This is a genomic window from Streptomyces sp. NPDC034086, from assembly GCF_055575515.1.
In genome coordinates this window covers 212,249-225,787 of the sequence record NZ_JBVISM010000007.1, presented here as the reverse complement: position 1 = coordinate 225,787, position 13,539 = coordinate 212,249, and the positions used below count along the sequence as shown (strand labels likewise).

The 13,539-nt window shown below is 74.8% G+C and carries 12 protein-coding genes; 5 read left to right on the top strand and 7 right to left on the bottom strand.

Annotation, left to right across the window (positions count from 1 at the left end; all coding sequences use genetic code 11):
- The first annotated feature begins 79 nt into the window (after positions 1-79).
- Complete coding sequence (locus ACZ514_RS18945; RefSeq protein WP_468700466.1) at positions 80-856, top strand: sulfite exporter TauE/SafE family protein; 777 nt, start codon at positions 80-82, stop codon at positions 854-856.
- 4 nt (positions 857-860) lie between these two features.
- Here the strand turns inward: ACZ514_RS18945 and ACZ514_RS18940 are convergent, their stop codons facing one another.
- Both ACZ514_RS18940 and ACZ514_RS18935 read right to left on the bottom strand, forming a co-directional pair.
- Positions 861-1,631, bottom strand: coding sequence for a class F sortase (locus tag ACZ514_RS18940; protein WP_468172150.1), 771 nt, complete (start codon positions 1,629-1,631; stop codon positions 861-863).
- A gap of 132 nt (positions 1,632-1,763) precedes the next feature.
- Positions 1,764-2,306: a hypothetical protein gene (locus tag ACZ514_RS18935; RefSeq protein ID WP_468172147.1), complete on the bottom strand. Its 543-nt coding sequence runs from the start codon at positions 2,304-2,306 to the stop codon at positions 1,764-1,766.
- 349 nt (positions 2,307-2,655) lie between these two features.
- Here ACZ514_RS18935 and ACZ514_RS18930 point away from each other — a divergent pair, with 349 nt between their 5' ends.
- On the top strand, positions 2,656-3,099 hold the full coding sequence (locus ACZ514_RS18930) for a gamma-glutamylcyclotransferase family protein (RefSeq protein ID WP_469125196.1): 444 nt from the start codon (positions 2,656-2,658) through the stop codon (positions 3,097-3,099).
- An 83-nt stretch (positions 3,100-3,182) separates the two neighbouring features.
- Here the strand turns inward: ACZ514_RS18930 and dnaG are convergent, their stop codons facing one another.
- From dnaG to ACZ514_RS18910, 4 genes are all read right to left on the bottom strand, one after another.
- Complete coding sequence (gene dnaG / locus ACZ514_RS18925; RefSeq protein WP_468172141.1) at positions 3,183-5,081, bottom strand: DNA primase; 1,899 nt, start codon at positions 5,079-5,081, stop codon at positions 3,183-3,185.
- Positions 5,082-5,115: 34 nt separating this feature from the next.
- Positions 5,116-6,390: an NAD(P)/FAD-dependent oxidoreductase gene (locus ACZ514_RS18920; protein ID WP_469125195.1), complete on the bottom strand. Its 1,275-nt coding sequence runs from the start codon at positions 6,388-6,390 to the stop codon at positions 5,116-5,118.
- Between the two features lie 94 nt (positions 6,391-6,484).
- Positions 6,485-7,798, bottom strand: a complete 1,314-nt coding sequence (locus tag ACZ514_RS18915) for a deoxyguanosinetriphosphate triphosphohydrolase (RefSeq protein WP_469125194.1) — start codon at positions 7,796-7,798, stop codon at positions 6,485-6,487.
- A gap of 57 nt (positions 7,799-7,855) precedes the next feature.
- Positions 7,856-8,569, bottom strand: coding sequence for a sirohydrochlorin chelatase (locus ACZ514_RS18910; RefSeq protein ID WP_469125193.1), 714 nt, complete (start codon positions 8,567-8,569; stop codon positions 7,856-7,858).
- Between the two features lie 599 nt (positions 8,570-9,168).
- Here ACZ514_RS18910 and ACZ514_RS18905 point away from each other — a divergent pair.
- Both ACZ514_RS18905 and ACZ514_RS18900 read left to right on the top strand, forming a co-directional pair.
- Positions 9,169-9,783, top strand: coding sequence for a SanA/YdcF family protein (locus ACZ514_RS18905; RefSeq protein WP_469125223.1), 615 nt, complete (start codon positions 9,169-9,171; stop codon positions 9,781-9,783).
- A gap of 62 nt (positions 9,784-9,845) precedes the next feature.
- Complete coding sequence (locus ACZ514_RS18900; protein ID WP_468700484.1) at positions 9,846-10,619, top strand: glucose 1-dehydrogenase; 774 nt, start codon at positions 9,846-9,848, stop codon at positions 10,617-10,619.
- 7 nt (positions 10,620-10,626) lie between these two features.
- Here the strand turns inward: ACZ514_RS18900 and ACZ514_RS18895 are convergent, their stop codons facing one another.
- Positions 10,627-11,199, bottom strand: coding sequence for a Uma2 family endonuclease (locus ACZ514_RS18895; protein ID WP_468700487.1), 573 nt, complete (start codon positions 11,197-11,199; stop codon positions 10,627-10,629).
- Between the two features lie 164 nt (positions 11,200-11,363).
- Between ACZ514_RS18895 and ACZ514_RS18890 the strand changes: the two genes are divergently transcribed.
- Positions 11,364-13,442 carry a molybdopterin oxidoreductase family protein gene (locus ACZ514_RS18890; RefSeq protein ID WP_468172120.1) on the top strand — a complete coding sequence of 693 codons (2,079 nt, stop codon included), beginning with the start codon at positions 11,364-11,366 and terminating at the stop codon, positions 13,440-13,442.
- Positions 13,443-13,539 lie beyond the last annotated feature (97 nt).

Genomic DNA, 13,539 nt, shown 5'->3' with positions numbered 1-13,539 from the left:
CCCGGGCGAAGCTCAACCTTTGCGCAAGTTTCCGATGATCAATGGTTCTTGCATCGATCCGGTCCCTAGGGTCGGGTCCGTGCCTGACATATCGACAACCATGATCATCGTGCTGTGCGCGGCCGCCGCTGCGGCCGGCTGGATCGACGCGGTCGTCGGCGGCGGCGGCCTGCTGCTCCTGCCGGCCCTGCTGCTCGGCCTCCCGCACGCCCAGCCCGCCGCGGTCCTCGGGACGAACAAGGCGGTGGCCATCGTCGGCACCGCCGGGGCGGCCGTCACCTACGCCCGCAGGACCCCGATCGACGTGAAGCTCGCCGTCCGGATCGGGCTCGCCGCGCTCGCCGGATCGATGGGCGGGGCCGCGCTCGCCGGCGGCATCAGCAAGGACACCATGCGCCCGCTGATCATGGGGGTGCTGGTGGTCGTCGCCGCCGTGGTCATCTTCAAGCCCGGCTTCGGCGCCGCACCCTCCGCCTCGCCCGTCTCCCGGGGCCGGGTGCTCCTCGCCATCGCCCTCGCCGGCCTGGGCATCGGCTTCTACGACGGCCTCATCGGGCCCGGCACCGGCACCTTCCTGGTGCTGGCCCTGACCGCCCTGCTCCACCTGGACCTGGTCACCGCCTCCGCCACCGCTAAGATCGTCAACTGCTGCACCAACGCGGGGGCGCTCGCGATGTTCGCGTACCAGGGCATGGTGTTCTGGCAGCTGGCCGCGCTGATGGCGGTCTTCAACCTGGCCGGCGGCATGGCCGGGGCCCGGATGGCGCTGAAGAAGGGCAGCGGCTTCGTCCGCGGCGTCCTGCTCACCGTGGTGGGCGCCCTCGTGGTCAAGCTCGGGCTCGAGCAGTGGGGATAGCCGGTCAGGCCGTCCCCGTCAGGTGGGCGAAGACGACCACGTTGCCCTGGTAGCCCGTGCGCGGCGAGAAGGAGCCGCCGCAGGTGATGACCCGCAGCTCGGCGCGCGGCGAGGGCCCGTACACCCGCCGGTCCGGGAAGTCCCCGGCGTCGTACACCTCCACGGCGTGGACGGTGAACAGGGCCGTACGCCCGTCCGCGCGGGCGACCTCGATCACCGCCCCCCGGCGCAGCGCGCCCAGGTGGTAGAAGACGGCCGGGCCGCTGGCGTGGTCGACGTGGCCCGCGATCACGGCCGTCCCCGTCGCCCCGGGGGTGGTCCCGTCCCGGTACCAGCCGGCGAGGTCGCGGCGGGCCGGCGGGGGCACCTCGAGGCTGCCGTCGCGGTCCAGGCCCAGCCCGGTGAGCGGGGCGTCCACCCGGATCGCCGGGATCCTGATCCGCACCGGAGGCGACCCCGGGAGCGGGGCGATGCTCCCGGGATAGAGCACCTGCCCGCTCAGCGCCTCGGCGGGGGAGGGCAGCGGGGGCCGCACGGTCACGGCGGAGCCGCTGCCGATGAGCCAGACGCCGACGCACAGGGCGGTCGCCACCAGCCCGGCCCGCACCGGGAGCCCGCCGGCGCGCGGCGGCCCGCCCCGCCGGGTGGCGGTGCCGCGGTCGGCCGGACGGCCGGTCGGGCCGCCGCGTGCGCCGGTGCCGCCGTGGAGTGCGCCGCCCCGCCGGGCGGCGCCGTCCGGTACGCGGTCGCGCCCGCAGGGGAAGCCGCCACACATGCGCCGTACCCCCTCGTCTCGCGTTCTCCTGCAAGTGGCCGTCGCCCGTCCCCGCGAACGGGGGGACCTCGCGGGGCGGGCGACGGGGGGCGGTACCGGTCGGACCGCGGCCGCGGCCGCGGTGGGCGCCCGTCAGCTCCGCGTGCCGCTCGCCCGGCGACGCAGGAGCCAGGTACCGCCGACGGCGGCCGCGGCCAGCACGGCCGCTCCCGCCGCGATCTTGGCGGGGTCGGTGGCGGTGGTCGTGCCACCACCCACCCCGGTCCGGACGCGGCCCTGCGGGCCGCGTTCGGTGACGACCAGGTCGCCGGTGGCGAACCTGCCGTTCGTACAGGTGGCGCCGATGCCGTAGGTGCCCGGCCGCAGCCCCGCGCCGACCCGGAACTGGCCCGTCACCACGTCCGCGCGGTGGCCCGGCGCCAGGTCGAAACGGCCGCCGTCCACCGTGCTGGCGTCGCCCTCGGCCCGGCCGCCCCGGCCGCAGGCCTTGGTGTGCACGGTGACGGTGGCCCCCGGTGCGGCCGACCTCGGCCAGACCTCCAGCACGGCGAAGTCCCCGGGCGCGAAAGCCGTCGTGCCGGGCTCCGCGGCCGCCACCGCTCCGGCGACCGGCCCGGCGAAGGCGACGGCGGTCAGCGCGGAGGCGGTGAGCACGTGGGCGGTGCTGCGGCGCATGGGTACTCCAGGGGGACACGGGGTCGTGCTTCGAGATAAACCGGCCCGCCCGGCCCGCGCCTGCCGAACCGGTGCCCGACGCTGCCCGCAGTACCCTGGCGGCCGGACATCCGTGCAGGTCAGGGCCATGAAGGGGCATCCGTGTCCGGCCACGCCGTCCGGGTGATGCCGGGCCGCCGGCACGGCCACGACGGCCGCCGGGTCCGGGACCGAACCGGTCGTCAGGGTGCCCGCCCCGGGCGGCCGGAGACCGCGCGCGAGCGGTGCGTACGGTGGGGGTGTGCGCGGCGGACGCGGCCCCCGGGGCCGGCATCGCCGCACCGTCCAGCCATCGTCGGGGGAGGGCCCTGTGGCATCGGTCGACCGGCCGGGATCCGTAGCGGGCGCGCTGCCGTTCTTCGTGTACGGAACGCTGCGGCCGGGGGAGGTCAACCACGACCTGTTCCTGAGGGGCCGTACGTCAGCCGAGGAGCCCGCCCGGCTGCCGGACGCGGCGCTGTACGACGGCCCCGGCTACCCGTACGCCGTGGACCGCCCCGGCTCCGCCGTGGCCGGCGAGCTGATCACGGCCGCGCCGGGGGCGTACGCGGAACTGCTGACCGCGCTGGACCTGCTGGAGGAGTACGCCGGCCCGGGACACCCCCGGAACGTCTACGACCGGGTCGCCCGGGAGGCCGTCCGCCCGGACGGCAGCCGCGTCCGGGCCTGGGTCTACCTGGCGGCACCCCCGCTGGCCCGCCGCCTCGCGGACTCGGGCACCGAGCTCCCCGGCGGGGACTGGCTCCTGCGCTAGTGACCTGAGTCGGAGATCCACCAGCAGATCTCCGACTCAGGTCACTAGCACCCAGCCGCGTGGCGCGTCCGCGGGTGCGGCGGCTACAGCCCTTCGGCGCCGCGGTTGCGCAGGCGCTGGCCGTACTGCTGGAGCACCCACAGCTCCTGCTGGATCGCCGCGTGCTGCTCCGGCGGGGCCTGCGGGCTCAGCCGGGTCAGGGCGCCCTGGATCTCCAGGACCCGCCGGTCCACGGCGCGCAGGCGGACCTGGACCAGCTGGACGCCGGCGTAGACCTCGTCCACCGTCTTGGCGTGGATGGCTTCCACCGCCAGTTCCGTCACCATCGCGCGGACGGTGTCGTTCGGAGCCGCGTCGCGGACCCGGGCCAGATAGTCGTCGGTGGCCTGCGAGGCCCCGCCGGCGTCCTGGATGGCCTGGCGGACGGCCGCGTAGGGCGGCGCGGTGAACTCGTCGGTCCCGTACGCGTCGAAGGCGGGCGAGACCAGGGCCGGCCGCTGGAGCGCCAGCTTGAGCAGCTCGCGCTCCGTGCGGTGGGCGGGGCTGCGCAGGTTCAGCGCCGGTCCGCCGGCGCCGGCCGCCGGCGGCGCGGGAGCCGGTTCCTGGTGACGGCCGCGGCCCTGCTGCTGCGGCTGGCCGCCGCGTTCGCGGGCCCAGCGGGCCAGCTGCGCCACGCGCTTGACCACGAACTGCTCGTCGAGGATGCCCAGCATTCCGGCCAGCTGGACCGCCGACTCGTGCTGGATCGAGAGGTCCTTGATGCTCGCGACGACCGGCGCCGCCTCGGCCAGGGCGGCCGCCCGCCCCGCCGGGTTCTCCAGGTTGTGCCGGCTCACGATGTGCCGCAGCGCGAACTCGAACAGCGGGGTGCGCGCGTCCACGAGCCCGGCCACCGCCGCGTCGCCGTGCGCGAGGCGCAGGTCGCAGGGGTCCATGCCGTCGGGGGCGATGGTGATGGAGGTCTCCGCGGCGAACTTCTGGTCGTCCTCGAAGGCGCGCAGCGCCGCCTTCTGCCCGGCCGCGTCCCCGTCGAAGGTGAAGATCACCTCGGCGGTCGCGTTGTCCATCAGCAGCCGGCGCAGGATCTTGATGTGGTCCCCGCCGAAGGCCGTGCCACAGGTGGCGATGGCGGTGGTGACCCCGGCCAGGTGGCAGGCCATGACGTCGGTGTAACCCTCGACGACCACGGCCCGCGAGGTCTTCGCGATCTCCTTCTTCGCCAGGTCGATGCCGTACAGGACCTGGGACTTCTTGTAGATCGCCGTCTCGGGGGTGTTCAGGTACTTGGGCCCGTTGTCGTCGTCGCGCAGCTTGCGCGCGCCGAAGCCGACCACCTCGCCGCTGATGTCCCGGATCGGCCACATCAGCCGGCCCCGGAAACGGTCGATGGGCTTGCCGCTGCGGCTGTCCTGGGCCAGGCCGGAGAGGATCAGTTCCTTGTCGGTGAAGCCCTTGCCGCGCAGGAACCGGGTCAGGTGGTCCCAGCCGGCCGGGCTGTAGCCCACCCCGAAGTGTTCGGCCGCGGCCTGGTCGAAGCCCCGTTCGGCCAGGAAGCGGCGGGCGATCTCCGCCTCGGCGCCGCCGAGCTGCTCCGCGTAGAAGACGGCGGCGGCCTTGTGCGCCTCGACGAGGCGGATCCGCTCGCCGCGGCCGCTGGTGCCGGCGGTGTAGCCGCCCTCCTCGTACCGCAGGGTGATGCCGGCCTGGCCGGCCAGCCGCTCGACCGCCTCCGAGAAGGAGAGGTGGTCGATCTTCATGATGAAGTCGAGGGTGTCCCCGCCCGCCTGGCAGCCGAAGCAGTGGTAGAAGCCCTTGCTGGGGCTGACCTGGAAGGACGGGGACTTCTCGTCGTGGAAGGGGCACAGCCCCTTGAGGTTGCCGCCGCCGGCGTTGCGCAGCTGGAGGTACTCCGAGACCACGGCGTCGATCGGGACCGCGTCCCGTACCGCCTTCACGTCGTCGTCGTTGATCCGTCCTGCCACCCGTGAATTCTACGGCCGGGCGCCGGTAAACCCGTCAGGCCCCCTCCGCCGGCACCAGGGACTCAATCGGAACGGAAGGGTCCGCCAGTTTTTCGCGGTCCACCGGCGCCTTCGACCTGATCAGGGCCTGGATGGGCTCGACGACGTCCCACACGTTCACGTTCATCCCGGCCAGCACCCGCCCGTCCGAGAGCCAGAACGCGACGAACTCCCGCTTGCCCGCGTCCCCGCGCACCAGCACCTCGTCGTAGCCGCCCACCGGGGCGTACCCGGAGTACTCCAGACCGACGTCGTACTGGTCGGAGAAGAAGTACGGGACCCGCTCGTACGAGACCTCCTGCCCCAGCATCGCCCGCGCGGCGGCCGGGCCGCCGTTGAGCGCGTTCGCCCAGTGCTCGACCCGCAGCCGGGTGCCCAGCGCCGGGTGGTGGGCGGCGGCCACGTCCCCGACGGCGAACACGTCCGGGTCCGAGGTGCGCAGCGAGGCGTCCACGGCGATGCCGCCGCCGTGCTCCCGGTCCACCAGGGCCAGCCCGGAGGTCTCGGCGAGCGCCGTGCGCGGCGCCGCCCCGATCGCGGCGAGCACCGCGTGCGCCGGGTGCTCCTCGCCGTCGTCCGTGCGGGCGGCCATCACCATGCCGTCCTGGCCGACGATCTCCGTCAGCCGCGCGCCGAAGTGGAAGCGCACCCCGTGCTCGGCGTGCAGGTCGGTGAAGAGCCGGCCGATCTCGGGGCCGAGCACCGCGTGCAGCGGGGTGGGCAGCGGCTCGATCACGGTCACCTCCGCCCCGTAGCCGCGGGCCGCCGCCGCCACCTCCAGGCCGATCCAGCCCGCGCCCGCGATCAGCAGGTGGCCGTTGTCCCGGCCCAGGGAGGCCAGCGCCTTGCGCAGCAGATCGGCGTGGGCCAGCCGGCGCAGGTGGTGCACCCCGGCCAGCCCCGTCCCGGGGATGTCCAGGCGACGCGGCTCGGCCCCCGTGGCCAGCAGCAGCTTGTCGTAGTGGAGCAGGGTGCCGTCGCCCAGGCGCACCGTCTTGGCGTCCCGGTCCAGGTGCACCGCGGGCTGGCCCAGGTGCAGCTCGATGTCCGCGCCCGCGTACCAGGACGGCTTGTGCACGAAGACGCTGTCGCGCTCCTCCTTGCCCAGCAGGTAGCCCTTGGACAGGGGGGGCCGTTCGTACGGATGGTCGCGTTCGTCGCCGATCAGGATCACCCGGCCCGTGAACCCCTCCGCCCTCAGCGTTTCGGCGGCCTTGGCCCCGGCCAGCCCTGCGCCAACGATGATGAACGTCTGGTGTGCGTCGACCACCTGATGCCTCCTCATAACCCATCGGCCACGTGCGGCCACCTTGCGAGCGTCCCGCACCCAGCCTGCCGCGTGAAGGGGGAGTGGCCCGATCGGCTCACCCTTCGGCGCGCCGCCCGCGCCGGGTGAGGCGCGCGTGCAGGGAGCGGGCGGAGGCGTCGGTCAGGCAGGCGATCTGGTCGATGACCGCCCGTTTGCGGGCCCTGTCGTCGGGCGCCTCGTCGAAGATCGCCCGGAACTGGGGGTCCAGGCCGTCGGGCGCGCGGGCGCTGAGCGCCTCGGCGAGTTCGGCCAGGACGATGCGCTGGTCGGCCCGCAGCCGCTCCTGCTCGTCGCGCTGCATCACGTACAGGTCGGCGACCGCCTTGAGGACCGCGCACTCGTTGCGCGCCTCGCGCGGCACGACCAGCTCGGCCGCGTACCGGGTGAGCCGCCCGGCGCCGTAGGCCTCGCGCGTGGCACCCTCGGCGGCCAGGCAGAAACGGCCGATCAGCTGGCTGGTGGCGTCCTTCAGGCGGGCCTGCGCCACCGCCGACCCGTCGTAGCCGTGCGGCCACCAGTCCTGCTCCATCAGCCGGTCCAGCGCCTCGCGCAGCTCCTCCGGTGAGGTGTCGGCGGGCACGTACCGGCCGATCGCGACCCGCCAGATGGCGGCCCGCTCCGGCTCGGCGAAGAGGAGGTTGGGGTCGAGGTGGCCGGCGTGCAGCCCGTCCTCGAAGTCGTGGACGGAGTACGCGACGTCGTCCGCCCAGTCCATCACCTGGGCCTCGAAGCACTTGCGGTCGGCGGGCGCGCCGCGCCGCAGCCACTCGAAGACCGGCAGGTCGTCCTCGTACGCCCCGAACTTCACCGAGGCGGGATCGGTGGGGTGGTCCCCGCGGGCCCAGGGGTACTTGGTGGCGGCGTCCAGGCAGGCGCGGGTCAGGTTCAGGCCGACGCTGGACAGCTCGCCGTCCGGGCCGGTGACGAACCGTTTGGGCTCCAGCCGGGTCAGCAGGCGCAGGGACTGGGCGTTGCCCTCGAAGCCGCCGCAGTCCTTGGCGAACTCGTTGAGCGCCTCCTCGCCGTTGTGGCCGAACGGCGGATGGCCCATGTCGTGGGAGAGGCAGGCCGCTTCGACCAGGTCCGGGTCGCAGCCGAGGGCCGCGCCGAGCTCCCGGCCGACCTGCGCGCACTCCAGGGAGTGCGTCAGCCGGGTCCGGGGACTGGCGTCCCAGTCGAACGAACGGGTGCCCGGGGTGACCACCTGGGTCTTCCCGGCGAGGCGGCGCAGCGCGGCCGAGTGCAGCACCCGGGCGCGGTCGCGCTGGAAGGCGGTGCGGCCGGGCCGTTTGTCGGGCTCGGCGGCCCAGCGCTCGGTGGCGGCCGGATCGTAGGACTCGTGGGCGGGAGCGTGCGGCGTGCCTTCCATGCTCAGACGTTAACCGGAGCCACCGACAATCCGGGCGGTACAGAGCCGGTGCGGCCGTCAGGCGGTGGCCAGTTCCCGTTGGCCGGCGCTGCGGGCCAGCGCCTCGTCGTAGCGGCGCAGCACCAGCCGGGCCAGGGCCGGGTGCGCGCCGAGCGGGGCGGCCGCCGGGCCGGTGGCGGCGGCGGCGCTCGCCGAGGCGAACCGGCCCGGGGCGGCGAAGTACGAGGCCACCGCGGCCCGGTGGTGCCCCCGGGCGGCCAGTGCCCGGACGGCGTCCGCCACGCTCGGGGCGGCCGCGGAGGCGTACGCCGGGACCACGGGCACCCCGCCGAGCCGCTCGGAGAGCAGGTCGGCGGCGCGCCGGGTGTCGGCGGCGGAGTCCGGGTCGAGGGATCCGGCCGAGGCCAGTACGACGGCCGTACCCGGCGTCCAGCCGGCCTCCAGGAGCCGCTCGAACAGGGCTTCGACGAGCAGCGGGTGGGGGCCGAGGGGGGCGGCGGTCCGGATCCGCAGGTGCCCGGCGCGGGCCGCGGCGGCGGGGAGGTCCCGCTTGACGTGGGTCCCCCGCCCGAGCAGCAGCGGTACGAGGACGGCCGATCCGGTGGCGTCCCGGAGGGTGTCGGACAGCAGCGGCCGGTTCAGCTCGATGTGCCCGAGCCGGACGTCGAGGGCGGGGCGGAGTTCGCGGACCCGCTCGAGCAGGGCGAGGACGGTGCGCGGGGCGCGCGGATCGCGGCTGCCGTGGGCCACGGCGACGAGGGTGGGGTGCATGGGAGGACTCCGTGGTGCCGGGCGCGGGGCGGGCGCAGGCCGCTGAGCTGGGTGCCGAGCTGGTCGGTGATCCGGGTCAGCAGCTCGGCCGCGCTGCCGAGGGGGAGGGAGGGCGGGAGGGCGGAGGAGGGGAGGGGCTGGGTGGCGGGAGGGTGCACCGGCTCCGTCATGAACCGATCCTGCGGGGTCCAGATTGCGGGGGCGTTGCGCGGGGGTGACGGGTGTTTTCCTGCGGCTCACTCGGTCATTCGTACGAGTGAAAGGCGGGGCGGGTGGAACTGGGGGCGGGGGCGGTTCGTCAATCCGTGCGAAGGGCGTGCGGCACGAGGGGGACGGTCATGGACGAGCGGGACCACGAGCGGGACCAGGAGCGGGACCAGGAGAGAGATCGGGAGAGGGGCCGGAAGCGGGACCAGGAGGGGGGCCGGGAGAGGGAGCGGCGGCGGGTGGCCGCGCCGGGGTCCGGGTGGGCGGGGAGGCTCGGGGCGGCTCGGCCGAGGGCGGGGCGGTGGCGGGCCGGGCGGCGGCAGCGGGCCGGGCGGTCGCCGGCCGGCGGGCTGCGGACGGTGCGGGTGCGCCGCAGGGCCGTGCAGACGGTCATGGCGCTGTGCGTGCTGGCCCTGCTCCCCTCGGCGTGGACGCGCGCCACGGCCGCCGACCGGCTGCGGACCACCGCCGACGCGCCCGACGCCGGGGTGGCGGTGGTCTTCGGGGCGGGTCTGTGGAAGGGCCGGCCGACCCCGTACCTGGCGTACCGGCTCGACGCGGCCGTGGAGCTGTACCGCGCGGGCAAGGTGAAGGTGGTCCTGGTGACCGGGGACAACAGCCGCACCGAGTACGACGAGCCGGGCGCGATGCGCGCCTACCTCAGGGGCCGGGGGATACCGGACGACCGGATCGTCAGCGACTACGCCGGATTCGACACCTGGGACTCGTGCGTGCGGGTCCGGGAGATATTCGGGGTGCGCCGCGCGGTGCTGGTCAGCCAGCACTTCCACATCCACCGCGCGGTGGCGCTGTGCCGGGCGGCGGGCGTGGACTCCTACGGCGTCGGCGTCGACGACGAGCACGACTCCACCTGGTACTACGGCGGTGCCCGCGAGGTCTTCGCGGCCGGCAAGGCGGCCCTCGACGCGGCCTTCCAGCCGCGGCCGAGGTTCCTCGGCCCGAAGGAGGAGGGGGTGTCGCGGGTCCTGGCCGCTCTGGCAGACTGACGCCACGGTCGGCGTATGCCGATTAGTCACATGCGGAGGTGTCCGCGGCGGGGGTGTGGGGCATGGGGGCTGCGGCGGACCTGAGCGGCAAGGCCGTCGTCATCACCGGTGGCGCGCGGGGTCTGGGCGCGGCGGCCGCGCAGGCGGTCGTCGACGGGGGCGGCCGGGTGCTGATCACCGACCTGCTGGAGGACGAGGGCGCCGAGACCGCCGCCGGACTCGGCGACGCGGCCCGCTTCCTGCGGCACGACGTGACGAGCGAGACCGACTGGCGGGCGGCGCTGGACTACGCGGTGGCCGAGTTCGGCCGGATCGACGGACTGGTGAACAACGCCGGCATCCCCACCGGCCAGTTCCTGGAACACGAGAGCGTCGAGCACTTCCGCCAGGTCGTCGAGGTCAACCTGGTCGGTGTGTTCATCGGGATCAAGACCGCGATACCCCTGCTCCGGGAGAACGGCGGCGGTTCCATCGTCAACATCTCCTCCGCCGCCGGCCTCACCGGACTCGCCCTCACCGCCGGTTACGGGGCCTCCAAGTGGGGCGTGCGGGGGCTGTCGAAGATCGGTGCCGTCGAGCTCGCCGAGGCGAGGATCCGCGTCAACTCCGTCCACCCCGGCATGACGCTCACCCCGATGACCGCTCCCGTCGGCATCCGGGCCGGCGAGGGCAACTACCCCGGGGCCCCACTGGGCCGCGTCGGCGTCCCCGAGGAGATCGCGGCCTCGGTCGCCTTCCTCCTCTCCGACGCCGCCGGGTACGTGACGGGCGCCGAACTCGCCGTGGACGGCGGCTGGACGGCAGGCCTGACGGTGAGGTACCTGACCGGACGGTAGGCCGGTCTCACCGCGCGAGGCCTGCAAGATCGATGTCGATGCCGAAGGGCACGCTCGTCTTGAGGTGCTCCCGGTGGATACCGGTGGGGACGTAGGTGCGGGTCGTGTCGTCAAGCTCGTAGGCGTGCACCACCGGGAGGCCGTGTTCCTCCTCGATGCGCCAGAAGTGCCGGATCCCGGCCCGGGCGTACTTGAAGGGCTTCGTCTCCCGGTCCCGCTCCTGCGACTCGTCGGAGACCACCTCGACGACCAGCGCGACGTCCTCCGGCAGGAAGCAGGTCCGGTCCGGGTCGTAGGTGACGGTCGCTGCGATGACATCGGGCTCGGCGCGGCTCTTCACGCTCAGGCGCACGGTCATCTGCGCCGCGACCGTGCTCTCCTCTGATGCCTGGTCCTCCAATGCGCCGGCCAGACGGCGGACGACACGGTCGTGCCAGGCCCGCTGGGGCGACATCATGAAGATCAGTGCTCCGTCGATCAGTTCGGTGTGGCGGGGCAGGTTCGGGATGCGGTCGAGGTCGTCGGCCTCCCAGCCGCTGGGGCGCGGCGGGTAGAGCCACTCGGGAAGCGTGGCGGTCATGGTGTCCTCCAGTCCTGGCCCCGCCAGCCTAGCCACGCCCGGCCGCCGACGGGCCTCCTCGGGTGCGGCTCACCGCGCGGGGCCGGGCACCGGGAGACCGGCGTACCCCACGTGTAACGCGAGGTGAGGCCCCCGCGTAACACCCCGCCCGCACCCTGGACCGTATGCACAGCTCCCCGGAAGCCACCGCCACCCACTGCCCCTACTGCGCCCTGCAGTGCGGCATGAACCTGCGCCCCGCCCCCGACGGCGACACGGTGACGGTCGAGGAGCGCACCGACTTCCCCGTCAACCGGGGCGCGCTGTGCGGCAAGGGCCGCACCGCCCCCGCCGTGCTCTCCTCCCGGGTGCGCCTGACCGAGCCGCTCGTCCGCGCCCACGCCGGCGGCCCGCTCGTCCCGGCCACCTGGGAGGAGGCGCTCGACGCCGTCGCCGGCGGCCTCGCCCGCACGCGCCGCGCCCATGGCCCGGACGCCGTCGGCGTCTTCGGCGGCGGCGGCCTGACCAACGAGAAGGCCTACGCCCTCGGCAAGTTCGCCCGCGTCGCCCTCGGCACCTCCCAGATCGACTACAACGGCCGCTTCTGCATGTCCTCGGCCGCCGCCGCGCACCAGCGGGCCTTCGGCCTCGACCGCGGGCTGCCCTTCCCGCTGGAGGACGTCCCGCGCACCGGCTGCGTCATCCTCGTCGGCTCCAACCTGGCCGAGACCATGCCGCCCGCCCTGCGCTACCTCACCGAGCTCAAGGCCAACGGCGGCACCCTGATCGTCGTCGATCCCCGCCGCACCCGCACCGCCGAACAGGCCGACCTGCACCTCGCGCCCCGCCCCGGCACCGACCTCGCCCTCGCCCTCGGACTGCTGCACCTCGTGGTCGCCGAGGGCCGCACCGACGAGGAGTTCATCGCCGCCCGCACCACCGGGTGGGAGGACGCCCGGGCCGCCGCCATGGCCCACTGGCCCGAACTGGTCGAGCGCATCACGGGCGTCCCGGTGCCGGAACTGCGCCGCGCCGTCGAGCTGTTCTGCGCGCCCTCCTCCGCCATGGTCCTCACCGCCCGCGGACCGGAGCAGCAGTCCAAGGGCACCGACACCGTCGGCGCCTGGATCAACCTCTGCCTCGCCACCGGCCGCGCCGGCCGCCCGTACTCCGGCTACGGCTGCCTCACCGGCCAGGGCAACGGCCAGGGCGGCCGCGAGCACGGCCAGAAGGCCGACCAGCTCCCCGGCTACCGCAAGCTCACCGATCCGGCGGCCCGCGCACACGTGGCCCGCGTCTGGGGCGTCGACCCGCAGAGCCTGCCGGGCCCCGGCCGCAGCGCCTACGAACTCCTCGACGCCCTCGGCGGCGACGTCAAGGCCCTCCTCCTCATGGGGTCCAACCCGGTGGTCTCCGCGCCCCGGGCCGCCCACGTCGAGGAACGCATCCGCTCCCTGGACTTCCTCGCCGTGGCCGACGTCGTCCTCTCCGAGACGGCCGCGCTCGCCGACGTGGTCCTGCCCGTCACCCAGTGGGCGGAGGAGACCGGAACGACCACCAACCTGGAGGGCCGCGTCCTGCTGCGCCGCCGCGCCCTGACCCCGCCGCCCGGGGTCCGCAGCGACCTCGAGGTCCTGCACGGGCTCGCCGCCCGCCTCGGCGTGGAGAAGGGCTTCCCCACCGACCCCGAGGAGGTCTTCGGCGAACTGCGCCGCGCCTCCGAAGGCGGCCCCGCCGACTACTCGGGCATCTCCTACGCCCGCATCGAAGCCGAGCAGGGCGTCTTCTGGCCCTGCCCCGAGGGCTCCCCGGGACAGCCCCGGCTCTTCCTGGACCGCTTCGCCACCGACGACGGCCGGGCCCGCTTCACGGCGGTCTCGCACCGCGACGCCGCCGAGGTCCCCGACGCCGAGTACCCGCTGCTGCTCACCACCGGCCGGGTCGTCGCCCAGTACCAGTCCGGGGCGCAGACCCGCCGCGTGCCGGAACTCAACGCCGCCGCGCCCGGCCCCTTCGTCGAGCTCCACCCGCGCCTCGCGGCCCGCCTCGGCGTCACCGACGGCACCCCGCTCGCGGTGACCTCCCGCCGCGGCCGTGCCGTCGCCCCGGCCCGCGTCACGGACGCCGTCCGCGCGGACACCGTGTTCATGCCGTTCCACTGGCCCGGCGAGGGCCGTGCCAACACCCTCACCAACCCGGCCCTGGACCCCGTCTCGCGCATGCCGGAGTTCAAGGTCTGCGCGGTCCGGGTGGAGCCGGCGTAACCCGGGGCCCGGACGCGGTACGGCCGCGGACGACGGCCGTCCCTCACCGGACGGGCCGAGCACGGCCCGAGTCCAGCCCGAGCACGGCCGGAGGCCG